The organism is Mesorhizobium sp. WSM4810 (genome assembly GCF_055811235.1).
Window position 1 is genome coordinate 262809 of record NZ_JBVVQV010000004.1, and the last position, 23610, is coordinate 286418.

At 61.5% G+C, this 23610-nt stretch carries 15 protein-coding genes and 3 pseudogenes; 13 read left to right on the plus strand and 5 right to left on the minus strand.

Annotation, left to right across the window (positions count from 1 at the left end):
* Positions 1-268: 268 nt before the first annotated feature.
* Positions 269-3604, plus strand: a complete 3336-nt coding sequence (locus AC0L3O_RS08445) for an AAA family ATPase (protein WP_473615327.1) — start codon at positions 269-271, stop codon at positions 3602-3604.
* A gap of 530 nt (positions 3605-4134) precedes the next feature.
* Here the strand turns inward: AC0L3O_RS08445 and AC0L3O_RS08450 are convergent.
* Positions 4135-4947 (minus strand): class I SAM-dependent methyltransferase, encoded by an 813-nt coding sequence (locus tag AC0L3O_RS08450; RefSeq protein WP_473615329.1) that lies wholly within the window; start codon positions 4945-4947, stop codon positions 4135-4137.
* A gap of 441 nt (positions 4948-5388) precedes the next feature.
* On the opposite strand from AC0L3O_RS08450, the pseudogene AC0L3O_RS08455 reads away from it, so the two are divergent.
* A pseudogene (locus AC0L3O_RS08455) lies at positions 5389-7245 on the plus strand (adenylate/guanylate cyclase domain-containing protein).
* A 525-nt stretch (positions 7246-7770) separates the two neighbouring features.
* Here AC0L3O_RS08455 and AC0L3O_RS08460 read toward each other — a convergent pair.
* Positions 7771-8526 carry an SDR family NAD(P)-dependent oxidoreductase gene (locus AC0L3O_RS08460; protein WP_473615330.1) on the minus strand — a complete coding sequence of 252 codons (756 nt, stop codon included), beginning with the start codon at positions 8524-8526 and terminating at the stop codon, positions 7771-7773.
* 201 nt (positions 8527-8727) lie between these two features.
* On the opposite strand from AC0L3O_RS08460, the gene AC0L3O_RS08465 reads away from it, so the two are divergent.
* Entirely contained in the window at positions 8728-9609 is an 882-nt protein-coding gene (locus AC0L3O_RS08465) for an AraC family transcriptional regulator (protein ID WP_473615332.1), read from the plus strand.
* A 402-nt stretch (positions 9610-10011) separates the two neighbouring features.
* Here AC0L3O_RS08465 and AC0L3O_RS08470 read toward each other — a convergent pair whose 3' ends face one another.
* Positions 10012-10560, minus strand: a complete 549-nt coding sequence (locus tag AC0L3O_RS08470; protein WP_023802971.1) for a histidine phosphatase family protein — start codon at positions 10558-10560, stop codon at positions 10012-10014.
* A 167-nt stretch (positions 10561-10727) separates the two neighbouring features.
* Between AC0L3O_RS08470 and AC0L3O_RS08475 the strand changes: the two genes are divergently transcribed.
* From AC0L3O_RS08475 to AC0L3O_RS08500, 6 genes and pseudogenes are all read left to right on the plus strand, one after another.
* Positions 10728-11675 carry an AEC family transporter gene (locus AC0L3O_RS08475; protein WP_287195576.1) on the plus strand — a complete coding sequence of 316 codons (948 nt, stop codon included), beginning with the start codon at positions 10728-10730 and terminating at the stop codon, positions 11673-11675.
* A gap of 318 nt (positions 11676-11993) precedes the next feature.
* Complete coding sequence (locus tag AC0L3O_RS08480) at positions 11994-13451, plus strand: NAD-dependent succinate-semialdehyde dehydrogenase (protein WP_287360620.1); 1458 nt, start codon at positions 11994-11996, stop codon at positions 13449-13451.
* Between the two features lie 86 nt (positions 13452-13537).
* Positions 13538-14569 carry an aldose epimerase family protein gene (locus tag AC0L3O_RS08485; protein WP_473615333.1) on the plus strand — a complete coding sequence of 344 codons (1032 nt, stop codon included), beginning with the start codon at positions 13538-13540 and terminating at the stop codon, positions 14567-14569.
* 84 nt (positions 14570-14653) lie between these two features.
* Positions 14654-14972 (plus strand): annotated as a pseudogene (locus AC0L3O_RS08490) (IS91 family transposase); the annotation flags it as partial.
* Positions 14973-15181: 209 nt separating this feature from the next.
* On the plus strand, positions 15182-16018 hold the full coding sequence (locus tag AC0L3O_RS08495) for an adenylate/guanylate cyclase domain-containing protein (protein ID WP_473615334.1): 837 nt from the start codon (positions 15182-15184) through the stop codon (positions 16016-16018).
* 40 nt (positions 16019-16058) lie between these two features.
* Entirely contained in the window at positions 16059-16892 is an 834-nt protein-coding gene (locus AC0L3O_RS08500; RefSeq protein WP_473615335.1) for a hypothetical protein, read from the plus strand.
* 271 nt (positions 16893-17163) lie between these two features.
* Here the strand turns inward: AC0L3O_RS08500 and AC0L3O_RS08505 are convergent, their stop codons facing one another.
* On the minus strand, positions 17164-18018 hold the full coding sequence (locus AC0L3O_RS08505) for an alpha/beta fold hydrolase (protein WP_473615336.1): 855 nt from the start codon (positions 18016-18018) through the stop codon (positions 17164-17166).
* Positions 18015-18218 (minus strand): glutathione S-transferase family protein, encoded by a 204-nt coding sequence (locus tag AC0L3O_RS08510; RefSeq protein ID WP_473615338.1) that lies wholly within the window; start codon positions 18216-18218, stop codon positions 18015-18017. The genes AC0L3O_RS08505 and AC0L3O_RS08510 overlap by 4 nt, the downstream gene beginning before the upstream one ends.
* Before the next feature lie 674 nt (positions 18219-18892).
* Between AC0L3O_RS08510 and AC0L3O_RS08515 the strand changes: the two genes are divergently transcribed.
* From AC0L3O_RS08515 to AC0L3O_RS08530, 4 genes and pseudogenes are all read left to right on the plus strand, one after another.
* Positions 18893-19993: a branched-chain amino acid ABC transporter substrate-binding protein gene (locus AC0L3O_RS08515; protein ID WP_473615339.1), complete on the plus strand. Its 1101-nt coding sequence runs from the start codon at positions 18893-18895 to the stop codon at positions 19991-19993.
* A gap of 83 nt (positions 19994-20076) precedes the next feature.
* Positions 20077-22545, plus strand: a complete 2469-nt coding sequence (locus tag AC0L3O_RS08520; protein ID WP_473615341.1) for an adenylate/guanylate cyclase domain-containing protein — start codon at positions 20077-20079, stop codon at positions 22543-22545.
* Between the two features lie 80 nt (positions 22546-22625).
* A pseudogene (locus tag AC0L3O_RS08525) lies at positions 22626-22910 on the plus strand (aldose epimerase family protein); the annotation flags it as partial.
* A gap of 115 nt (positions 22911-23025) precedes the next feature.
* Positions 23026-23598 (plus strand): histidine phosphatase family protein, encoded by a 573-nt coding sequence (locus AC0L3O_RS08530; RefSeq protein ID WP_473615342.1) that lies wholly within the window; start codon positions 23026-23028, stop codon positions 23596-23598.
* Positions 23599-23610 lie beyond the last annotated feature (12 nt).

The window sequence follows — 23610 nt, forward strand, 5'->3', positions numbered from 1 at the left end:
TTCTCTTCTTGAAAGCCGACATTGGCCGGAACCAGCACTCGTGACCCTAGTCGGACATTCCAGGCTCAAATTTTTCTCCCGGATAGCGGACCTTGAGCGGAACTCACCGCTTTGACCCAAGGCGGACACTTGATCACTAGGAGCGTATCGTCCGCTTTGCTGCCAGAAGCTGTCACCGCCGCGGTAACCATGTCGGACTACAGCATTTCCCTGGCTTCTGAGTTAATATTGCGGCTGAGGGACCCGAATTCAGCCTTGGGAGAGCTGTGTGGACGTTGCCGCTTGGTTGCGAGGCCTCGGCCTCCAGCAATACGAGCAGGCATTTCGCGACAACGCGATCGACGCGGAAGTCCTGCCGGAGCTGACCGATGCCGACCTCGAGAAGCTCGGTATGCTCCTCGGTCATCGCAAGCGATTCCGCAAGGCGGTAGTGGGGCTGGGGCCGTCGTCAAGTCATCCCGACGCGAGCACCGATGACATCGCGGCTCAGAGCCGCACCCGGGAGCTAAGCGCGGAGCGTCGACAGCTGACCGTCATGTTCGTGGATCTCGTCGGCTCGACGGCGCTGGCGACGCGTCTGGATCCCGAGGACCTGCGTGAGATCATCGGAGCGTATCACCGCTGTGTCGCCGATACGGTCGCCCAGTTCGGCGGCTTTGTCGCCAAGCACATGGGCGACGGAGTTTTGGTGTATTTCGGCTACCCGCAGGCGCACGAGAACGCCGCCGAGCAGGCGGTGCGCGCTGGCCTTGCTCTCGTCGATGCCGTTAGGCGACTCCCAGAGCCCGAGCCATTGCGGGTTCGTATCGGCATCGGCACCGGACAGGTCGTCGTCGGCGATCTGATCACCGCCGGTGAAGGACACGAGCGCGGCGTCGTGGGCGAGACGCCGAACCTCGCCGCCCGCCTGCAAGCTCTTGCCGAACCCGACGCGGTCGTGATCGGGCCGCAAACGCGGCAGCTGGTCGGCGATCTTTTCGAATATCGCGATCTTGGCGCCGTCGAGGTGAAAGGCTTTCCGGAGCCGATCCATCCCTATCAAGTGGTTCGTGAGAGCGCTGTCGAAAGCCGGTTCGAGGCGCTGCATGGGACGACGCCCACGCCGCTGGTCGGGCGTGAGGAGGAGGTCGACCTGCTGCAGCGCCACTGGCACCGCGCGAAAAGTGGTGAAGGTCGTGTGGTGCTGCTCTCAGGCGAGCCCGGCATCGGCAAGTCGCGCCTCACCGTCACCTTGCAGGAACGGATCCAGAATGAGCCACACACCCGCTTGCGCTATTTCTGTTCGCCGCACCATCAAGACAGCGCGCTCCACCCGATCATTGCGCAGCTAGAACGTGCCGCCGGGTTGGAGCGCGACGACCCGCCTGAGAGGAAGCTGGATAAGCTTGCGGCCCTGCTTGCCCCGGCCTCGCCGGAGGACGGGGCGCTGCTGGCCGAGCTGCTTTCGTTGCCGACCGAAGGCCGCTTCCCGCCTCTCCAACTGACGCCCCAGCGTAAGAAAGAGAAAACCTTCGATGCGCTGCTCCGGCAGCTCGAAGACCTGGCGCGACAAGGTCCGGTGCTGATGCTCTTCGAGGATGTGCACTGGATCGACCCAAGCTCGCGCGAGCTGCTCGACCTTGTAGTCGAGCGGGTGCCGCTCCTGCCAGTGCTGCTTCTCCTCACGTTCCGCCCCGAGTTTCAACCGCCGTGGAGCGGGCAGGCGCACGTCACGGTTCTTGTCCTCAACCGGCTCGACCGTCGTGAAGGCGCCGCGCTGGTCCAGCGGGTCGTCGGCACCGGGGAGCTGCCGAGCGACGTTGTCGCGGAGATCATCGAGCGCACTGATGGGGTGCCACTGTTCGTCGAGGAGCTGACCAAGGCGGTGTTGGAGGGCGGCAACACCAGGACAGTGCTCTCAAGAGCCGCTGCGACGGCGTTGAACGTCCCCGCCACGCTGCATGCCTCGTTGATGGCGCGGCTCGATCGCCTCGGCTCAACCGTTAAGGAGGTCGCACAGGTCGGCGCGGTTCTCGGTCGGGAGTTCTCCTACGAATTGCTGGCAGCGGTTGCACAGCGAAATGCCGCTGATCTAAATGGCGCACTGGATCAACTCGTCGGCGCCGGTCTGGTGTTCTGCCGCGGGACGCAGCCACTGGCCACTTACCTCTTCAATCATGCGCTCGTTCAGGACGCAGCGTATGGCACACTGCTGCGCGCCAGGCGCCAGGAGCTACATAAGCGTGTCGCAGATGTGTTGGAGGAAAAGTGGACCGAAATCACTGAAGCGCAACCCGAGCTCCTCGCGCACCACTTTCAGGAAGCTGGGGATTGGGCGGGCGCGCTCGATCACTGGCAAAAGGCGGGAAGGGCCGCCGTGGCCAGAGCTGCCACTCGGGAAGCCGTGTCGCACTTTGCCAGTGCTATTGACTGCAGCAGGAGACTTGGCGATGTCTCCGGCGGCGCCGAACGGATGACACGTCTCCACCTTGCGATGGCCAATGCCTTGATGCAGGCTGAAGGGTATCGTTCTGAGCGCCTTGGGAAGACGCTTGAAGATGCACGTCTTGCCGCCGCGAACACTGCGTTGGTCGAATTGCAATGTGACGTTGCGCTTTCACTCGCTCCATTTTTTTATGCCACTGGGCGCAATCACGATTACCTGACCCTGGCCGAAGAGCAGCTCGCAAACGATGCCAATCTCGTTCCAGCGGCCTATCTGAGTGCACTTTGGGCGGCAAAGGGGATTGCTCACTACAACCGGGGAGAACAACCGCTGGCAGCGGAGGCCCTACGCAAGGCCTTAGCTCTGGTTGAACGTGTTGAAGCAAGTCGTCGTATCTTGTTCGCTGGTGCGGATCAACGTCTCTCTGCCCAAGAGTATTTTAGCGGTTCACTGATCATATTGGGCTTCTTTGACGATGCCGTCGAACAAAAAGAGCAACTGATTAGAACTGTCAGTCAGCTCGATAAACCCTTCGACCTCGCCTGGTATCTTCTCCTTCAGTGCCATTTTTGCGAGCTACTCGGTCAATACGAGAAACTACTTGAGAACGCCACGAAGATCGTCGAGATTTGCGAACGGCATGGCTACGCGGCGCGTCGAAGCAGCGGCATTAGGTGGCGTGGCTATGCCCGCTCGCATTTAGGTGAACTGGATGCCGGCATCGATGACGTCCGGGAGAGTATGGTTCTTTGGCGTGGGCAAGGCGTGGTATTTCACTCCGCTGACAAAACATGCGCACTTTGTGATCTTCTCCTGCGGGCCGGTCGCATCGAAGACGCATCGCAAGTGCTTGATGACGTCGATGCGCTCGTTCTCGATACGGACGAAGCATGCTACCTAGCAGAATGTATTCGCTTCCGTGGCCAAATCGCCGCTGGCCGAGGTGACCTGACGGGTGCCGCTCGGCTATTCGAAACAGCGATTGCAACTTCAAAGCGGCAGAAAGCGCGACTTTTTGAACTCCGCGCCACAACGCAACTGACACTGGTTCTCGCACGACAAGGTCGTGTCAATGACGCCAAAGCGCGCCTACAATCCGTGATCAACACATTTGAAACCAGATATCCAATCGTCGACCTCATCGCGGCACAAAGGGCGCTGGACGCCCTGAGTCGTTGAGGTCGCATCATCTGCGTCGCTTCCGACAACGTAGTTTGCGTCGATTTGATGCAAGCTTGGCTCATTGCGAACCCGAGACGCGCGTTCGTCCGCTTGGACTGGAATGTAACGGAATGGTTGAGATGAGACGTTCACGCTTGTCCCCGTGTAGGTCCGAACATGGCGCAATCGAGGCGACCCGTGCTTTTAACCGCTCTGCACGCGGAAGAAGCCGTTGGAGGACTAGGTTGGGTGGTTTTCTGCCTTCCGTGTCGCGATCGGAACGCACAGGCAGCGCCATAACACGACCTTCAGGGCGCTCCTTCAAAGCTGCCCTTCGCGCATCGGCTTGAGTCGACCCACAGCCGTCATTTAGCATGGTCTAATATCTGGCGGGCTCTACTCGCTGACGTTGTGCTACATTAATCCATGTGGTCAGCGGCGTGTTGACCTCCATTGAACGGGCGAGCTTTCAGCCGGAACGACAACTCGCGACCCTTGCGGACGGCTCTCCGGTGTGAGAAAGGGCGCGTTCTCACCCAATTCAGACGTCAGGTACTCGAGGGTTTGGTACCGGAAGCCACCACCACGGGCCTTCGGATTACAACAGTACCGTCGAAGACACGCGCTTTCGCGGCACCGAGAATCGCGTCATGAATCCGGGCGCGCCGAGCTGGCTCTTGTGCTTCCAGCACCGTGGCAACTCGCACAGCGCCGCCATAAATGAGATCGAGCAGCGCTTTCGGTCGCTCGCTCGTCCATGTCGTTTCGATGAGATCGTCACGCACTTCGGTAAAGCCGTTGGCTTCAAGCACCCGACGACATTCGCGCGGATCACTGAATCGTAATGGCGGAGGTGCATCCGGCAGATCTGGGCTTGGCGTTCCGTGATCGGCGATCGCCGATAGTACGATATTCAGCACCTCGTCGTCCTTGCCCCACTGCGTAAACACAAATCGGCCCTTGGGTCGGAGCACGCGAAAAGCTTCGGCAATGGCCGACTCGGGGCGGCTGAGATGCATCACCCCGAATGCGCATACGACATGATCGAATGTGTCGCTCGCGTGGGGCAACGCTTCGGCGTCGCCCACCTGGAACGTGAGTCTCGGATAGTTCGCTCCCGCTTTCGCTATCATGGAGGCTGCAAAATCAACGCCCTCAACGGCAGCTCCCTCGGCTGCAAGCGATCCAGCGAGGTGGCCCGGTCCGCAACACACGTCCAACACCCTCCTTCCGTCCAGCGGTCCCAAGGCTGCAATGATGGGCGCGATGACCTGGTTGGTAATCGGAGATAGGTGCTGATCGTAGCTTGCTGAGCGGGTGGACCAGCCGGCGAGTTCTGCCTCCCGAAACGACGTTGTCATCCAGATAGCCTCCACGCTCCGGTGCCTGCTTTGAGCTTATCACGCTGCGTCGACTGTCTGCTAATGACACATTCCGGGTCGTTGGTGCCGCTATGTTCGATGACCGCTCCCCACCCCACCCAGTCCTTCGACGCTCAGTTCGGCCGTTCTGCGGCTCAGGTGTCTGAACCAGCGGGACGCGCCATCTCAGGACGTTCGCCAATGCGGCGGGGAACTTCGCGGTCCGACCCTTAGGCGGACATTCATAGCGCGGGTACAGAGGCCGCAGCAACGGTGGTCGAGAACACAAGCGACGTAAGCGTAAGCGAATTGTGGTTGTCGTAAACGAGTCATGCAACCAATAGACCACGCTTTTGGTGATCAACTCTGTAGCCGCTGCGTGAAACGTGCGGCAAAGTCATGTACAGTGCTTGGCGCGGAATTCATGTTGGGAGCTAAGACATGGAGCGCCGATTGTCTGCAATACTGGCCGCCGACGTGGTCGGATACTCCGCACTTATGGAGCAAGACGAAGCGGGTACCTTTGACCGCCTTCGAGCGCGACGCAAAGAGCTGTTCGAGCCCGAGATCGCGAGGCATCATGGGCGGGTCTTCAAGCTCATGGGCGATGGACTCCTCGCGGAGTTCGGCAGCGTCGTCGACGCTGTCGAATGTGCCGTGTCTCTCCAGCGCGGAATGGCGGAGCGCAACGCTGTCGTTCCCGAGGAGGAAAAGTTTGACGTCCGTGTCGGCATTTAATCTCGGCGAAGTGATTGTTGATGGCGAGGATCGATACGGCGAAGGAGTGAACGTTGCCGCCCGCCTGGAACAACTGGCGCCTTCGGGTGGGATCTATGTGTCCGGCAAGGTGGCAAAGGAGGTCGAGAAGAAGCTCGCCTTTTCCTTTGACTCGGCGGGGCAGCAGAAGGTCAAGAACATCGACGAGCCGATAGACGTGTACCACGTGCGGTTCGAGGCCCCGCGCCGCCGAAGTGTCTCCCACAAGCGTAGACCTAGCTTCCTCTGGTGGGCAGTCGGCGTGCCTGCGGCCCTCGTTGCGCTGCTAGCCGCTTGGGTCGCCCTCTATCATCCTCTGTTGGCGACCTCTTCCGATCCCGCAACAATTCCAGCGGTCGCCGTACTTCCCTTCAAGGACCTGAGCCCGGACAAGAGCCTCGGCTACCTTGGGGACGGAGTAGCCAACGATATCATTGCGGTTCTGTCGCGCTTCCCCGACCTCGCCGTCGTCTCACGCATGTTCTCGTTTGGGTACAAAGACAAAGAAGGCGACGTACGCCAGATTGGCAAAGACCTGGGCGTCGAATACGTCCTGGAGGGCAGCGTTCGGAAAGAGGGTGGCAGGGTACGCATCATTGCAGAATTGATAGATGCCAAGACTGGTGACCATGTCTGGGCTGACCGTTTCGACAGAGCTGGCCCCGACCCTTGGGCGCTTCAGGACGAGATGACGGGTAAGATTGTAAGTGCGATGACAGGCGAGAAGGGCGCTATTCGTCGCGCAGACTACAATCGAGCCTGGGGAAAGGACGGTACGAACTTACAAGAATACGACTATTACCTTCGCGGTCACAGCCAGATGATGACCTATTCAATGGAAGGGCTCGAGCAAGCCAACTCAATCTTGCGAGATGGATTGAAGAAATTTCCGGGATCGCCGCTCCTACAGGTTACCCTTGGCTGGGCAACCATGGTCAAGGTCATCGCCTTCTTCAATGAACCTGAAGCCAACATTGAAGAGGCTGGTCGGCTGGCAACCCAGGCTCTCTCCAAAGAGCACCTCAGTCCTCAGGTGGCGAAGCCACGCACTGGCTCCAAGCTTGGGTCCTGACCTTAAAGGGAAACCACGATGGCGCTGTTGCGGAGGCCAATAAAGCCATCTCGATGGCGCCGTACGATGCACTGCAGTTGTCAGATACGGCGTTCATATTCCTTCAAGCGGGGCAACCCGAGAAGGCTCTGGAGCTTGCTGACATCGCTGCTGCGCGCGATCCAAGCCTCTCCTGGTCCTTCAATCTCTCGAGAGGATGGGCACTCATCTTACTCGGAAAGTACGAAGACGCCGTGGTGGCGCTGAAAGGCACCGAGTTCGCGGATGCGCCGTTGGTATTGGCTATCGCTTACACGCGATTGGGTCGAACAGCCGATGCTAAGGCCGCGGTGGAGAAAATGCTCAAAGCCAACCCCGCAATGACGATCCAGACATGGCGGCAGACCTTGAACTTCCGAGATCCTTCCATTCTCGATCAAGCCGCCGCAGACCTTGCGCGCGCCGGCCTTCCGGGTAGCCCGACTCAATAGCCTAAGGGAATGATGTTCAGCCTTCGACGCCCTACATCGGTTATGCATCTGTCTTTGCGATATGTCCGCTTTCCACCCCCGTTCAGGCCTTTCCAACTCCCTGAAGGGAAGGACAGCAAAGGGTCACAAGCGCGGGTTGCGCGCAATGTCCGGTTTTGGGACCGGATATAGGCTTCGGAAGGTCTCGAATGGGTCATGACGTTCACTTGACCTCCCATCAGGGATGGTCCGCAAGGGGTCGGTTTCGGACGATAAGCGAAGGTCCGCTCCTGAAAAGCGTCGGAAATGTCTGGAAATGGCGCGACCGAGCCGGCGGTAGGATTCGGCTCTGCCGTACAGCCGCGGAGCGTTCTACGTCGCCGTTGGGTGGAGGACCGCCCTTCAAGTGTGGCTCTCGGAACGACGTGTTTGCCGGACATTCCGGTCTTTCAGCTTCAGTCGACGGCCAAAGGAGGCTTTTCCCGACGGCGGATCAATGCGCGCGGCTATACGGCCGCGCGCTTCAGTTGTCGGGGGTCCGACTGATCAGATCGCCTGACCACCCGAAACCTCGATCCGCTGTGCCGTAACCCAACGGTTATCCTCGCCCAGAAGGCTTGCCACCATTGGCCCGATGTCGTGGGGCAGCCCTACGCGGCCAAGCGCGGTCATCCCTGCGAACTGCGCGTTGACTTCGGCATTGTCGCGCACCAGCCCGCCACCGAAATCGGTCTCGATCGCTCCGGGCGCGACCGTGTTCACTGTGATCCCGCGTGCACCCAACTCTTTCGCCATATAGACGGTCAAGATTTCGACCGCCCCCTTGGCGGCCGCATAGGCCGAGAAGCCCGGATAGGACACGCGGGTCAGGCCCGAAGAAAAGTTCACGGTCCGCCCGCCATCTGCGATGAGCGGCAGAAGCGCCTGCACGAGGAAGAAAACGCCCTTCACATGGACGTCGAACAGACCGTCGAACTGCGCCTCGGTCGTATCGCCGATCATGGCGAATTCGCCGTGGCCGGCATTGTTGATCAGGTAATCGAAGCTGTCGCGGCCCCAGGTCTCTTTCAGCGCCGCGCGCAGGGTCTCGGCAAAGGCCGCGAAGCTGGCGACCACGCCGAGATCGAGCTGCAGAGCAACCGCCTTACGGCCCAGGGCTTCGATCTCGGCCACAACCTCGCGGGCCTGAGATGCGTTGCCGCGATAGGTGACGATCACGTCGCGGCCATGCTGCGCGATGCTGACAGCGGTGTTGCGGCCGAGGCCGCGGTTGGCGCCGGTGACAAGTGCGATCTTGGTCATGCGGGAAGTCCTTTCATCCGAAGCGATGGGGACAACATGCGGCAAGAGCGTCTCCAGTTGTTGCCGATTGCTCGCGTAGTCTTGCCTGTTCCTGCAAATCTGGATCGGCTTGCCGCACAGGATTTGCCAGAATGTCCGGATTGCTTGCCTGATCCTTCTTTAGTTCTTGCCTGAAACGCCACCACCCTTCAACTTGCCCCCATGAGCCGAACGCTTCTCGACCTTGTGCGCAGCTTTGCCGACATTCATGCCGACCGTTTCGGGGCGGCGTCGACGCCTATTCCCGGCCTGACCGCGATCCGCGCCACGCAGCCCGGCGAATTGCAGGTGGCTGTCAATCGGCCGCTGGTGGCCATGCTGTTACAAGGTGTCAAGCGGGTCACGATAGGGGCCGAGACATTGGAATTCGGTCCGGGCGAGTCGCTGCTGATCTCGGCCGATGTGCCCACGGTCAGCCAGATCACGCAGGCAAGCCTCGGCGCGCCCTACTATTCGCTGGTGCTGGAACTCGACCCCGTCCTTATGCGGGAACTCGCGGTCGAGATGGCGGCGGTCCCGGGCGATCCGTGCAAGCCTGTCCGAGTGGAGCCGACCGACGCAGATGTCGCCGATGTGGCCCTGCGCCTGATGCGGCTTCTGGACCGTCCCTCTGCCCTCCCGGTCCTGCAAGGGCCGTTGCTGCGCGAGATTCATTTCTGGCTTCTGGCGGGACGGCACGGATCGGCCCTCCGCAGCCTCGGCGGGGCCGATGGCCATGCACAACGCATCGCCCGTGCGGTCGCTATGATCCGCGAAAGCTATGCACGGCCGATCCGCATCGAGGAACTGGCCGAGGCCGCGGGGATGAGCACCTCGTCCTTCCACCAGCATTTCCGCCAGACCACCACGCTGTCTCCCTTGCAATTCCAGAAGCAGTTGCGCCTGATCGAGGCTCGGCGCCAGATGCTGGCCGATGGCATGAGCGTGAGTTCGGTGGCTTATGCGGTGGGCTATGAGAGCGTGCCTCAGTTCACCCGCGAATATGGCCGTCTGTTCGGCAAACCACCGGCCCGCGACATACGACAGGCACAGATGGATGCGTAGTCTGACTCTGCTTCAGAAGAAAGCGAGCGTCCGCTGTGGGCTCAATTGAGCCGTTCGTCGCGTCCGCCGCCGAGGACCGGAAAGGGTCGACACCTGCCGGAGCGTGAACGTCCCGTTCGGAGAACCGTCGGGAACGGCGGCTTATGGCGCAACCACGACCCTCAGCGAGGTTCTTGGGATGTCGGCTTTCAGGAAGCGGCAATGCTGATCTCAATGTCCGACATCGGCGCTAAGCCGACATCTCTGATGGGTGTCGCAAACGTCCGCATTGGGTCATCTGCGTAGATTCGGCCGAGGCCGAACGAACGAGCTACCGCTAGGGGGGTCGGAACCGGTATTCCGTTCAGGGACCAAGCGTTAGATTTCACCACTGGCGAACGCTTCAACTGGCTCCAGCGCAGATTAGAAAGTGACGCGGCCGAGCACGCGCAGGCCGTCGCCTTGCGGCTCGACGATCACGGCTTCGCCTTCGCGCGGCGAGATGCCGGTGAGCGCCATGATATTCTCCAGATGGGTGACCATGACCACATTGTCGGAGCCGGAATAGGCGCTGATCTCGTTCATGATCGCCTCGAGCTGGGCGGCTTTCTCGCTCGCGTCGGTCTTCAGCAGGTCAAGCGGAGCGAAGGGTTCGGGCTCTTCTCTGAAAGCGGTGCGAGCCGTGTCGAGGGCGCGGCAATAGCGGCTGGACAGCACGCGCTCGACCGGCGCCGCGCGGGCGTCGAAAAGCGCGCCGATCTTGCGGGCCTGCTGCTTGCCGCGCACCGAAAGATTGACCTGGGTGGCGCATTTCTCGATGTCGAAATTCGCCGGATCGGTGGTGCCGGTGACCATGGCATGGCGAAGCAGCACGACATGTCCGCCGTCGCGCAACAGCGCCCAGCCGGCTTCGGTCGCGTGGGCCGCGGCGGGAATGACGAGCAGCAATAGAGCCAGCACAGATCGAAGCATCAGGCGTCCTTTTCCGGTCACCGGAGGTGGCTTCCGGTGACCGCATATAGGGACGGCAAAGCCGGCTGAAAAACAAGGCATCACCTATCCCGGCTGTTTGCGAGAACGGACCGCTTTGCAAGGCGGGGCGGTTGCGCTCAAATCCCGGCTCGCCTATCAGGGGAAAAATGTCCCCACTCATCGAAACCGTCCTTTTTGTCTTCGGCCTTGTCGCGCTCGGCTATCTGGCCGGGCTCACCGGCTATCTGAAGGCCGAGGCGGGTGGGGCCATCGCCGAATTCGCCGTCGGGGTGGCGATGCCGCTGCTTCTGTTCCGCACCATGGTCAACGCCGATTTCCATGGCACCGCGCCCTGGTTGTTCTGGGGAGCCTATTTTACGGCTGCCGCAGTGACGTGGGCCGCAGGCCACCTGGTCATCACCCGGGTGTTCGGGCGCGACGCGCGTGCCGGGGTCGTCGGCGGCGTGTCGTCGGCTTTTTCCAACCTCGTCCTGCTCGGCATCCCGTTCTTCCTCGGCACATTCGGGCCAAGTGGATTCGAAGTGCTGTCGCTGCTGATTTCCGTGCATCTGCCGACGATGATCATGGCATCGATCATCCTGTTTGAGATCTTTGGCCGCGGCGACGAGCATGTGCATCCGCTGCGCATCATCCGGCGCTTCTTTCGAAAGTTGCTCTCCAATCCGCTGATCATCGGCATCCTGGCCGGATGGGTGTGGCGCATCACCGGCCTGCCATTGCCGGCGCTGGCGGTCCGGCTGGTCGACGCGCTGGCCAACATCGCCGGACCGGTCGCGTTGTTTGCCATGGGGCTGGGCCTGTGCCGTTTCGGCATCTCCGGCAATGTGCGGCCGGCGCTGGCGCTGTCGGCGCTGAAGCTGATGCTGATGCCGGCCGTCGCGCTCGGCCTGGTCTGGCTGCTTGGCCTGCCGCCGCTGTCGGCGAAAGTCGCGGTCGTGGCGGCAGCGCTGCCATCCGGGGTGAATTCCTACCTGATTGCGACGCAGTTCAACACCGGCCAGGCGCTGGCATCGAACCAGATGACCATCGCCACCGCCTGCGCGGTCGTCACCACGGCGTTTTGGCTGACGGTGGTGGTCCAGGTGTTTGGATAGGTATGATCGATATTGATGCCTGCGAAGGGCGGTTTCCTGGTGCTTCCGGTACTCATATACCCAAACGTTACGCTCCGTTCCGGTTCTCGGGAGCCGCCGGTCCGGTCGTTTCCTCACACACCCTCAAGCAACAACGGGAGCGCAAATCGGCCTCGCCTTGTGCTGGCCCAAACCCTATATGCCATCTTGCGATTGATTGCGGGGCTTGCCCTAGGTAAAGAGCAGTGGCTCCAGGCGTGCCGGCATCGATGCCAGTGCGCACGCCCGTCAAGGAAATCCAGATAGCGGCCCGTCAGTGCGCCGAACGGAGGCTAGACCATGCTTCAGAAAACCAGCCATTTCATGCGCCAGGCCAATCTCATCAACGGCGAGTGGGTGCAGGCCGACAGCGGCCAGACGGTCGACGTCAACAATCCGGCCACCGGCCTCAAGATCGGCACCGTGCCGAAGTCGGGCAAGGTCGAGACGCGCCGCGCCATCGAAGCTGCCGACGCCGCCTTCCAGACATGGCGCAAGACCACCGCGCTCGAGCGCTCGAAGCTGTTGCGCAAGCTGCATGACGCCATGATGGACAACCAGGACGTGCTGGCCGAGCTGCTGACCATCGAGCAGGGCAAGTCGCTGTTCGAATCGAAGGGTGAGATCGGTTCGGCGGCCTCGTACATATTGTGGTTCGCCGAAGAAGGCCGCCGCACCTATGGCGATGTCGTGCCGTCGCCTTGGGCGGACCGCCGCATCCTGGTGACCAAGGAGCCGGTCGGCGTCATCGCCGCCATCACGCCGTGGAATTTCCCGTCCTCGATGCTGGCCCGCAAGCTCGGCCCAGCACTTGCCGCTGGCTGCACCGCGGTCGTCAAACCGGCGTCGCAGACGCCTTATTCCGGCCTTGCCTGGGGCGCGCTAGCCGAGGAAGTCGGCTTCCCCAAGGGCGTCATCAACATCCTGACCGGCGCCGCCGGCGAGATCGGCGACGAGATCTGCGCCAACCCGCTGGTCAAGAAGATCACCTTCACCGGCTCGACCGAGGTCGGCAAGATCCTGATCCAGAAGTCGTCCGTCACCGTCAAGAAGGTGTCGATGGAACTCGGCGGCAACGCGCCGTTCCTGGTCTTCGACGACGCCGATATCGAGCGCGCCGTCGCCGGCGCGATCACCGCCAAATACCGCAATTCCGGCCAGACCTGCGTCTGCACCAACCGCTTCCTGGTCCAGGCTGGTGTCTACGACAAGTTCGTCGAAAAGCTCGCCGCCGCCAGCGACGGGCTGAAGGTCGGTTCCGGCCTCGATGACGGCGTGCAGCAGGGGCCGCTGATCGACGAGAAGGCGGTCGAGAAGGTCGAGGAACTGATCGCCGACGCCACCGCCAAGGGCGGCAAGATCGTCGCCGGCGGCAAGCGCCATGCGCTCGGCGGTTCGTTCTTCCAGCCGACGGTGATCGCCAATGCCACGCCGAAGATGCGTTTTATGAAGGAAGAGATCTTTGGCCCGGTAGCGCCCGTGTTCAAGTTCGAAACCGAAGAGGAGGCGATCGCGCTCGCCAACGATACCGAGTTCGGCCTCGCCTGCTATTTCTACACCGGCGATCTCGGCCGCGCCTTCCGGGTCATGGAAGGGCTGAAATACGGCATGGTCGGCGTCAATGAAGGCCTCATCACCACGCCCGAGGCGCCGTTCGGCGGCGTCAAGGAATCGGGCCTCGGCAAGGAAGGCGGACATCAGGGCATCGAGGATTATCTCGACACCAAATATGTTTGTATCGGCGGCCTCGGCCTCTGATTGGGCAGGGGTCAATTGACTGCCAATGGACCCAAACCGGCCCGAGAGGCCGGGCGGGGATCGATCAACCAACTGGCGTTTCGGGCATGGCGATGAAGGACGGCGAGGTTTTCGGTACGACGCCAGCGGGCGAGGCCATCCGCCGCTTCAGCATCCGCGGCGGCGGCCTCACCGCCAACATCATCGGGCTTGGCGCCATCATTCAGGATCTGCGGCTGGCCGGCCACGATGCGCCGCTGGTGCTCGGCTATGACAGTTTTGAGCCCTATGAAACGGATACGGCCTTCTTCGGCGCCGTCGTCGGACGCTATGCCAACCGTATCCGCGATGGCCGCTTCACCATCGCCGGCCAGCGCTACCAGACCGAGCGCAACTTCCTCGACAAGCACACGCTGCATGGCGGCTCGCAAGGTTTTTCGCACCGGCCATGGGAGGTTTCGCTGCATGGCAGGGATTTTGTCACCCTGACGCTGCATGATCCCGACGGCACGATGGGCTTTTCCGGCGCGCTCGACGTGACCTGCACCTACAGGCTGAAGATCCCAGGCACGCTCAGCGTCGAGCTGACCGCCACCTGCGAGGAGCCGACGCTGTGCAATCTCACCCAGCATTCCTATTTCAACCTGGATGACGGTGGCGCCGGCGATGTCCTCGATCACCGGCTGATGCTGAACGCCGGCGCCTATCTTCCGGTCGATGGCGACCTGATCCCGACCGGCGTCGTGAAGCCGGTCGACGGCACGCCGTTCGATTTCCGTCAGGCGCGGCCGCTGCGCATGGAGAGCGAGGGCAGGCAGCTCCCCTACGATCAGAATTTCTGCCTTGCCTCGACGCACGGGCCGCTCAAGCTGGCATCATGGGCGCAAGGCGCAAATTCCGGCGTCGAGATGGAGCTGTGGACCACGGAACCGGGCGTGCAGCTCTATACCGGCCAGTATCTGGCGCCAGCTTCGCCGGGGCTCGGGGGAGTTCATTACAAGGCTTATTCGGGCTTTTGCCTGGAGCCGCAAGTCTGGCCGGATGCGCCGAACCGGCCGTATTTCCCGCAGGCCACGCTATGGCCGGGCCAAATCTACCATCATGTGACGGAATACCGGTTCCGACTGCCTGGCGCTTGACGCCGGAAGCCGGTACCGGCTTTTGCTGTGCTTACCTTCGGTCCGGACAGGACCGTGCGCAAAGTTCAAAGAGCGTCCTTTGCGGCGCGGGACTGGATGGCCGCCGGTGCCGAAGACCTGCTGCCCGTGGAGTATTTCCACGTGGTTTTCACCCTGCCTGCCGAGATCGCGCAGATCACTTATTGGAACAAGAAGGCTGTCTATGACCTGCTGTTTCGGGCATCGGCCGAGACGCTGACCACGATCGCGGCCGATCCCAAGCGGCCCGTGCGCACGCATCGGCATGACCAGCGTGCTGCACACCTGGGGATCGGCGCTGACGCATCACCCGCATGTTCACATTATCGTGCCTGGCGGGGGACTGTCGCCGGATGGCACCCGCTGGATCGGCTGCCGCCCCGGGTGCCGGGTCGCCATCCATCACAACCAGTCCAAAGAGACGATATGACGCTTCTCTATTTCCCTTCGCGGCCGCCCGGCAGGCCGTGACTTGACGCGGACGTGGCGATCGAAACAGAATGAGAGCCCACCGCACCGGTGCACACAGCACGGCGGTTAGGTGGTATGGTGCCCGTCTGGTCAGCCTTTCCAGGGATAAGCATGGAACGCCGTTTGGCCGCGATTCTGGCAGTGGATGTAGTCGGTTTTAGCCGCCTGATGGAGGTCGACGAAGCCGGCACGCTGGCTGCCCTCAAGATCCGCCGCAAGGAGGTGCTGAGGCCCCTGGTTGCCAAGCATCGCGGACGCATCTTCAAGGTCGCCGGCGATGGCGTGCTGGTGGAGTTCGCCAGCGCTGTTAACGCCGTGCAATGCGCGGTCGAGCTCCAGGAGGGCATGGCCGCCGCAAACAGCGATCAGCCTGAGGAGCGGCGGATCGTGCTGCGCATCGGCGTCAATCTGGGTGACGTCATTGTCGAAGGCAGTGATCTCTATGGCGAGGGCGTCAACATCGCCGCGAGGCTCGAAAGCATCGCCGAACCGGGTTCCATCCTGGTCTCCGGGACCGCGCATGACCACATCAGGAACAAAGTCCAAATAGGCTTCGACGATCTCGGTACGCAGAACCTGAAGAACATCGCCGAGCCGGTTCGGATCTATCGGGTCGCCGGAACACCGGCTGTTGCGGTCGTGACGCCCAGAGTCACAGCCGAGAAGCCTGCCATCGCCGTCTTGCCGTTTGTGAACATGAGCAGTGATCCCGAGCAGGAGTACTTCGCGCACGGCATGACCGAAGACATCATCACGGAACTCTCGCGCTTCAAGACCCTCTTGGTCATCGCGCGCAATTCCTCATTTTACTACAAAGGGCGGTCGCCGAGGATCCAGGACGTCGGGCGCGAACTCGGCGTGCGCTGGATCGTCGAAGGCAGCGTGCGCAAGGCCGGGAACTGGGTACGCATAACGGCCCAGCTAATCGACGCAACGACTGGGGCGCGCGGAACGCTATGACCGCACGCTCGACTCCATTTTCGAGGTCCAGGACGAGGTCGTGCAAGCAATCGTCGGTACAATACCGGGGCATCTTGGTCGAATCGCAGTCGAGCACGCGCGCCGGAGGCCGCCGGCGAACCTCACAGCCTTCGACCATTTGCTGCGGGGACGTTGGGCTCTGTTTCACTCCACTGATGGTCTGCAAAGTGCCTTGGTTCATCTGGAGAAAGCGATCGAGGCCGATCCGAACTATGCGGCCGCGCACGCGCAGATCGCCACCGCCTTTGCCTATGGCATCTATGCGTTGGGCCTTGAACCGGAGATTGCGATCGAACGCGCGTGCCATCATGCGGCGCGCGCAGTGGCGCTCGACGGCGGCGATACCGAAGTCAATGCGGCTGCCGCTTCCGCCTATATCACGAGCGGCATGCATGAGCTTGCCGATCTTCACTCCGCGCGTGCAACGGCGAGCAATCCGAATGATGCATCGGCTCTCTTCAGCCGCGGATTTGTTCTCGCCCATCTGGGTCGACCATCCGAGGCGATCGAAATCTTCTCCCAAATGCAGAGGATCGACCCTTTGGCGCCGGATGATGCCAGATCAGAGGTGCTGTGCGACTGCCACTTCATGTTGAGAGAATACGAGACAGTAATTGGGATCCTCAGGCACAGGCACGATGTGCCGGCCTATATGCACCTGATCGAAGCTGCAGCGTACGCACAGCTGGGTCGCATCGAGGAGTCGAAAGCGGCTGTCGCGGCTTTCCATCGAAGTCCAGCCCCCAAGCCGGACCCAAAGACCATGATTGCTTCGCAGATGCGCATGATCGCTCATCAAGAAGACCGCGAACGCTGGCTTGAGGGCTACCGCAAGGCAGGCCTGCCCGTATGACGCGCCATCTCGTAGCCCTGACCCCGACGTGGCCCGACTACCTAGTCTGGAGGCGTGCGTCATCCTGAGCGTGATTGCCTTCCACTGAAGGCTCCTTCTGGCGCGCATCCGAGTCCTTGCCGAACGCGAAGGATTGTCTCCGGTCCGGAACTTTATGTGCCGATTTCCTTCCCCGATAGCTATCATTGGGCGCAACCAACTATGATGACCCATTGCCGTCTTCCCTGCGTTCGCGTTGGATTTCCGCTTCGCGCCGCATGGCAGAGTCTTGTCAGCGCCGGTCGACGGCTCGCTTCGGACCCGTGTGTTCGGCGATCGCCTCGACGATCCGGTCCCAATCGCCGGGGTTCAGCTCGTGCCCGCCGCCCTTGAGCTTCAAGAGCCGCGCACCCTCGGAAAGCGCCATCCCGTGCTCGACCGGAAAAATTGGATCGGCGGTGCCGTGAATGACGAGCAGCGGTGCCTTCATCTCGTGCAGCCTTCCCTGCCATGCCTTGCCAATCTTGAAGAGGACGCTGTGGTTGGTGGCGCTGAGATAACCGCCGGAGCGGTCGAAATCCCGCTCGATGAAGGCTCTGGTCTCGGCTTTGTCGAATGGGTGTGTCGTTCCCGCGATTAGGCGCGCGTCCTCGAGACAGTAAGCAACCGTTTCCGCCCGGTCCGACCAGTCCACGTCCACAGCCATATGTTCCAACCACGCCTTGTCGCTCTCGGGGAGGCTGGACCGGTCCACCCCGATCGGCGAGGTGCTGATCGCCGTCAGTGAAAGCACCCGCTCTGGATGTTTGAGCGCCGTACCCTGGCCGACCATTCCGCCTTGGGAGAAGCCCGCGACGTGCGCCGCCGTGATCCTGTAGCCGTCGAGCACGCGAAGGGCGTCTTCGACCGCATCGTCAAAGCCATAGCCCGGCCGACCGGACGGATATTTGGTCGAAAGACCGGAGTCTCGCTGGTCGTAGCGGATGACGAAGCGGCCCCGTGCGGCGAGTCGGCGGCAGAATTCCTCCGGCCACCAGAGCATCGAGGCCATCCCGCCCATGATGAGAAGTATCGGCGGCTGGGCCGGATTGCCGAAGCTCTGCGTTGCGAGCTCGACCCCATCGGCACGGATCACCAGCTCGTTCATGCCAGTCCTTCGCGGCGCAGAGCCGCTTGTACGGCAGGCCGCTCTTCGATGCGCGCGATGTAATCGCGAAGCGGCTCGGGCAGTTGAAATCCGAGCTCCGCCGCGCCGCGCGCCAGCTGGAAGAGATAGGGATCCGCGACGGTGAAAGTCTTTCCGAACAAATACCCCGCTCCAGCCGGCCTACGGCGAAGCGGAACCATCGCAGTATTTCCTGGGCGATCGGCTCCCTGACGTCTTCAGGAAGCATTAGGTAGGTGGGAAAGCGCTTGTGAATCTCGGTCGCGATGAAGCTCAGCATCTCAAGCAGGCGATAGCGGCCCAGATGACCCTGCGGCGCGAGCTCCGGCGCGCGATCCGCGACCCAAGCCAGGATCGCAACATTCTCGGTCAGCACCTCACCGTCGTCGAACACGAGAGCGGGCACATAGCCCTTCGGATTGATATCGATATAGCGGCCACCCCCCTTCGATCTGCTTGGTCTCGATATCGACCTTGACCACGTCGAACTGAATTCCAGCCTCCAGCATCGCGATATGGTCGGCCAGGCTGGTGAACCCGGGTACAGAATAAAGCTTCATCGATCCGACTCCTTCTGCTGCTGCTTGGTTTCACAACCAGTTGCATCTTAGGTCATCTGCTCAACAACGTGCCGACAATTGGATACTCCCACCTCGGTTTGACCAAGAAACTAGGAGCGGGGAACGCGGTTCCAGGATCCCCCTCAGCTGCTCGCTGATTGCTCGCACACGCAGAGGCACAGGACGGACGCGAGTATCTTCCTCGACTCTGGTTGTCGGGGCGCATGCGACGCTCGCGGAAAAGGACTGTCGGCGCTGACGGGATTGGCGTAAGCTACGGCCTTTGGGGTGCATCCATGCACCGTATCACCACCGTAGCTATTGTCGCGCTCACGGCCGCCGCGCTTAGCTGTCCTGCGCGGGCGGAGGTGCTGATCGGGGTCGCAGGCCCGATGACCGGAAAGCTCGAATGGACTGGCACGCAATTGAAGCGCGGCGCAGAGGTGGCTGTGGCCGACATCAATACGGCGGGCGGCGTCCTCGGCGAGCTGGTGCGGCTCATCACGGTCGACGACTTCTGCGATCCCAAGCAAGCGGTGGCTGCTGCCCAAAAGCTGGTGGCTGACGGTGTAGTGTTCGTCGTCGGGCACTACTGCTCTGGAGCCTCGATTCCGGCATCGGAGGTGTACGAGGCGGCGGGAATTCTGCAGATTTCGCCGTCCTCGACCAATCCGATGTTGACCGAACAAGGCCGCGACAACGTTTTCCGCGTCTGCAGTCGCGACGATGCGCAGGGCTTCGAGGCCGGCAACTACTTGGCCGATCATTGGAGCGACAAGAAGATCGCGATCCTTCACGACAATACGACCTATGGGAAGGGTCTCGCCGATGAGACAAGAAAGCAGTTGAACAAGCGGGGCGTGACCGAATCAATCTATGAAGGCTACACTCCCGGGAAAGACGACTACTCGGCCGAGATCAGCACGTTACAGGGGGCGGATATCGCCGTGCTGTACATGGGCGGGTATCATACCGAGGCTGCGCTTATGGTCCGTGCGGCGCGCGACCGGGGCTACTCGGTTCAGCTGATCTCGGGTGACGATACAGCGACCGAGGCATTTGGGCTGATTGCCGGCCCTGCCGCCGAGGGCACGCTCTTCACCTTTGTCCCCGACCCGCGTCGAAATGCCGAAGCGGCCAAAGTCGTCGAACGATTCCGAGCCGAGAACTTCGAACCCGATTCCTGGACGCTGCACAGTTACGGCGCCGCCCAGACCTGGGCGCAGGCGGTCGAGAAGGCAGGCTCACTAGAACTCCAAGCCGTGATTGCATCACTGCGCGGCAATCAATTTGACACTGTGTTGGGCCGTATGGACTTTGATAATAAAGGCGACCTCACTGTTCAGAGTTGGGTATGGTATGTCTGGAAGGGTGGCGAATACGTGCCGTTGGAGTAATGGACCACCGATCCGGCGAATCGCCTTGAGCCAATCTGTGCAGACCCTATCGGCCGCGCCAGCTGAATCAATGCGTCGCCGCGATGCTTAAGCGTCTCGGCATACGCGGCCGTTTGTTGCTCGCTTTTTTCGGTATCAGCACCTTCGCGGTGCTCGCGACAACAGCCGCTCTTTATGCCTTCCTCGAGGTGGGGGAGGTCGTCGACCACATCACCAAGGAGCGTGTGCCGTCGGCGCTCGCGTCCCTCCAGCTGTCGCGCCAGGCCGAGCGGGTCGCCGCCACTGCGCCCGCCGCACTTGCTTCGACCAGCAAGCCTCAGCATAACGAGGTCTCGACTGCGATCGCGGCAGAGATGACGCGCCTCGAGGAACTGCTTGCCGCTCTCAAAGGCGCCAAGCCTAGCACGGCGGTAGTGGCTGAGATCGAGGCTGCGGTGCTTGGTCTGCGGCGCAATCTCAACGCCCTCGACGACCTTGTCGCCGCCCGCCTCACCGTGGTGGCGCGCAAAGAGGAACTGTTACGTCGCCTGTCGGCTACGACAAATGCAAGCCAGCGCCTTGTGGCGCCCGGCATGCTCGTGATGAATTCCAAACTCCAGCAATGGCGGGCGGTCACGGCCGACACGCCGCTCGCGTCCGATCGAGGCGCGGAGGCGACGGCCGACCTGGTCCAGTCGATAGCGGCCTACATCCCGCAGCAGAAGGCGCAGCAGGAGATCTCGGCGGTCAATGACGCGCTGGTCAACACGGCGGACGCGCCGACGCCAGGCGATCTGGCGTTGATCCTGTTTCCGCTGCGCCGGTCACTCGCCGTTCTGGACACGATTTCCAACGAGATCGACGATAGGCTGCGAACCCGTTTCCAGCAGCGGGTCAACGAGTTCAAGGCACTGATCGACGGTGGAAACAGCATCCCGAAGGCGCGGCAGGACGAGTTCGCCGTCCTGGCGCAGGGCGAAGAGCTTCTGGCCGAAAACAATCAGCTGTCGCGCAGTCTTACCGCTGCCGTCGATCGCCTGGTCGCTGCGGCAGACCGCGAGATCACCGCATCTGGTCTCGAAGCCGCGGTCGTCCAGCGCTACGGGACCGGAGTTGTCCTTGGCTCCGCCTTTCTCAGCCTCTTGAGTTCCGTTCTGGTTGTTTGGCTCTATGTCGACCGCAGCCTCCTCGCCCGCCTGGGAGGGGTGAGCCAAAGCATGCTCGCAATCGCCGGCGGCAATCTTCGTGCGCCATTGCCTGCCGCGGGCCACGACGAAATCGGCCGCATGGCCGAGGCGCTCAGGCTCTTCCGGGACACTGCAGTCGAGGTCGAGGAAAAGAACCTGCGCGAGGTCGCCGAAGCGCGCCAGCGGCTCATCGATGCCATTGAGAGCATCTCTGAGGGATTCGCTCTCTACGACGGCGAGGACCGGCTCATCCTTAGCAATAGCCGCTACCGCGAACTGCTCTACAGCGACCTTGCGATCGAACTGACGCCCGGTACGACATTCGAGCACATCATCCGCCGATCCGCTGAGCGCGGCTACATCAGGGATGCCGAGGGACGATTCGAGGAATGGGTCGCCGAGCGGCTCGCCCGGCACCGCAACCCTGGCGAACCGTGGGAGCAGCGGCGAGGCGACGGAAGATGGATCATGATAAGCGAGCGGCGGATCACCGGCGGCGGCACAGTCGCGGTCTACTCGGACATCACCGAGCTGAAGCTACGGGAGGAGAACCTCGCCGAGAAATCCGCGGCTCTCGAGGCGCTTTCCAGCAAGCTGGCGAAATACCTGGCGCCCCAGGTGTACAACTCGATATTCACCGGCCGTCAGGAGGTCAGGATCGCCAGCCAGCGGAAGAAGCTGACAATATGCTTCTCGGATATCGCCGGCTTTACCGAGACCACCGACAAGATGGAGTCGGAGGACCTCACCCAGATCCTCAATCACTATCTGACGGAAATGTCGAAAATTGCTTCGGATCATGGCGCGACGATCGACAAGTATGTCGGCGACGCGATTCTGATGTTTTTCGGCGATCCGGAAACTCGCGGCGTCAAGGAGGACGCGCTCGCCGGCGTGCAGATGGCTCTCGCCATGCAGAAGCGGATGAGCGAACTCGCCGAAGTTTGGCGCGACATTGGAATTGAAACACCACTGCGCTGCCGCATCGGCATTCACACCGACTACTGCACTGTCGGCAACTTCGGCAGCGAGGACCGGATGGACTACACGATAATCGGCGGCGCCGTGAATCTCGCCTCACGTCTTGAGCAGGAAGCGCAGCCAGGGACCGTTCTCATTTCTTATGAGACGTTTGCGCAAGTGAAGGACACGATTGACTGCGACGAACTGGGGCGCATCCACGTCAAAGGGATCGCCTATCCGGTCGCCACGTATCGCGTCATCGATGTGAAGGCCAATCTTGTCGCTGCCCGTCGCGCCGTTCGAACCGAACTGCCGCATCTCAGACTAGAAGCTGAGCCCGAGCTGATGTCTGCTGACGAGCGTGACCAAGCCGCAACTGCGCTTCGAGACCTGCTCGATCGACTTTGTCACAAGCCCGGGTAGGAGGGATCGTCGGCATCGGCTCTGTGGACAAGTCCCCATTCTGAAACACGCAGGACGGCAAAGCCGTCGATCTCTACACGCTCATCAACGACAGAGGCGCGTCCATCAAGTTCATCGCCTATGGCGGTATAATCACGGCGATCAATGTGCCCGACCGCTGGGGCAAGCTCGACAACGTCGTGCTCGGCTTCAAGGAACTCGCCGACTACGAATCCTTGCCCCCCTATTTCGGCGCCTTGATCGGGCGCTACGCCAATCGCAGACCGGTGCGCGGAATGAACTGCGACGAGTTTGGAGACAATGTAGCGGTTTTGATGGCCGGAGGTCCGCTAATGGCAGCGCGATACAGACGTTCCTGTTTCTGATACCATTGAGGCTGTGAAAAGTGCCCGTGCAATGACGTGGTTGGTGTGTGTTGATACTTCCTGCGCTTGATCAGCTCTGTTAGGCGTCGGAAAGATTTTATCGGAGCGCAACGGCATGCCGACGGCCTTCTTTATCACTCATCCGGAAGTTTCCGTTGATCCCGCCACGCCAGTTCCAGCTTGGCGGCTTTCGGACCGCGGCGTCACCCGGATGAGGGCTTTCGCGGGCTGTGCGGTGCTGTCCGGCCTGACGTCCATCTGGTCGAGCTCCGAGGCCAAGGCTATTGAAGCGGCTGGCCTGCTGGCGGCGGGATTTGGTTTGCCCGTCCAAGTGGATGAGCACCTTGGCGAGAACGACCGCTCCGCGACCGGTTTCCTTCCACCCGTCGATTTCGAACGAGTTGCTGACGCCTTCTTCGCCAATCCAAATGAGAGCGTTTGCGGATGGGAGCGCGCGCTCGATGCCCAGGATCGCGTCGCGCGGGCCGTGTTTCGCATTCTTGCGACCCATCACGACGGCGACATTGCTTTCGTCTCGCATGGCGGCGTTGGCACGCTGCTGCTTTGCAAGCTGCTGAATGCGCCGGTTTCGCGCAGTCGGGATCAACCGTTCCAAGGTCATTTCTTCGCTTTCTGCTTGCCAGGTTGCAAGATCATCCACGAATGGCAGCCTATCGCTGAGCGTTAACCTCAACTTTTC

What these genes read in the sequence shown, in the direction of transcription:
- AC0L3O_RS08450 (WP_473615329.1), bottom strand. Translation starts at nt 4,947, where the DNA reads ATGACAACGTCGTTTCGGGAGGCAGAACTCGCCGGCTGGTCCACCCGC.
- AC0L3O_RS08460 (WP_473615330.1), bottom strand. Translation starts at nt 8,526, where the DNA reads ATGACCAAGATCGCACTTGTCACCGGCGCCAACCGCGGCCTCGGCCGC.
- AC0L3O_RS08465 (WP_473615332.1), top strand. Translation starts at nt 8,728, where the DNA reads ATGAGCCGAACGCTTCTCGACCTTGTGCGCAGCTTTGCCGACATTCAT.
- AC0L3O_RS08470 (WP_023802971.1), bottom strand. Translation starts at nt 10,560, where the DNA reads ATGCTTCGATCTGTGCTGGCTCTATTGCTGCTCGTCATTCCCGCCGCG.
- AC0L3O_RS08475 (WP_287195576.1), top strand. Translation starts at nt 10,728, where the DNA reads ATGTCCCCACTCATCGAAACCGTCCTTTTTGTCTTCGGCCTTGTCGCG.
- AC0L3O_RS08480 (WP_287360620.1), top strand. Translation starts at nt 11,994, where the DNA reads ATGCTTCAGAAAACCAGCCATTTCATGCGCCAGGCCAATCTCATCAAC.
- AC0L3O_RS08485 (WP_473615333.1), top strand. Translation starts at nt 13,538, where the DNA reads ATGGCGATGAAGGACGGCGAGGTTTTCGGTACGACGCCAGCGGGCGAG.
- AC0L3O_RS08505 (WP_473615336.1), bottom strand. Translation starts at nt 18,018, where the DNA reads ATGAACGAGCTGGTGATCCGTGCCGATGGGGTCGAGCTCGCAACGCAG.
- AC0L3O_RS08510 (WP_473615338.1), bottom strand. Translation starts at nt 18,218, where the DNA reads ATGGTTCCGCTTCGCCGTAGGCCGGCTGGAGCGGGGTATTTGTTCGGA.
- AC0L3O_RS08515 (WP_473615339.1), top strand. Translation starts at nt 18,893, where the DNA reads ATGCACCGTATCACCACCGTAGCTATTGTCGCGCTCACGGCCGCCGCG.
- AC0L3O_RS08520 (WP_473615341.1), top strand. Translation starts at nt 20,077, where the DNA reads ATGCTTAAGCGTCTCGGCATACGCGGCCGTTTGTTGCTCGCTTTTTTC.
- AC0L3O_RS08530 (WP_473615342.1), top strand. Translation starts at nt 23,026, where the DNA reads ATGCCGACGGCCTTCTTTATCACTCATCCGGAAGTTTCCGTTGATCCC.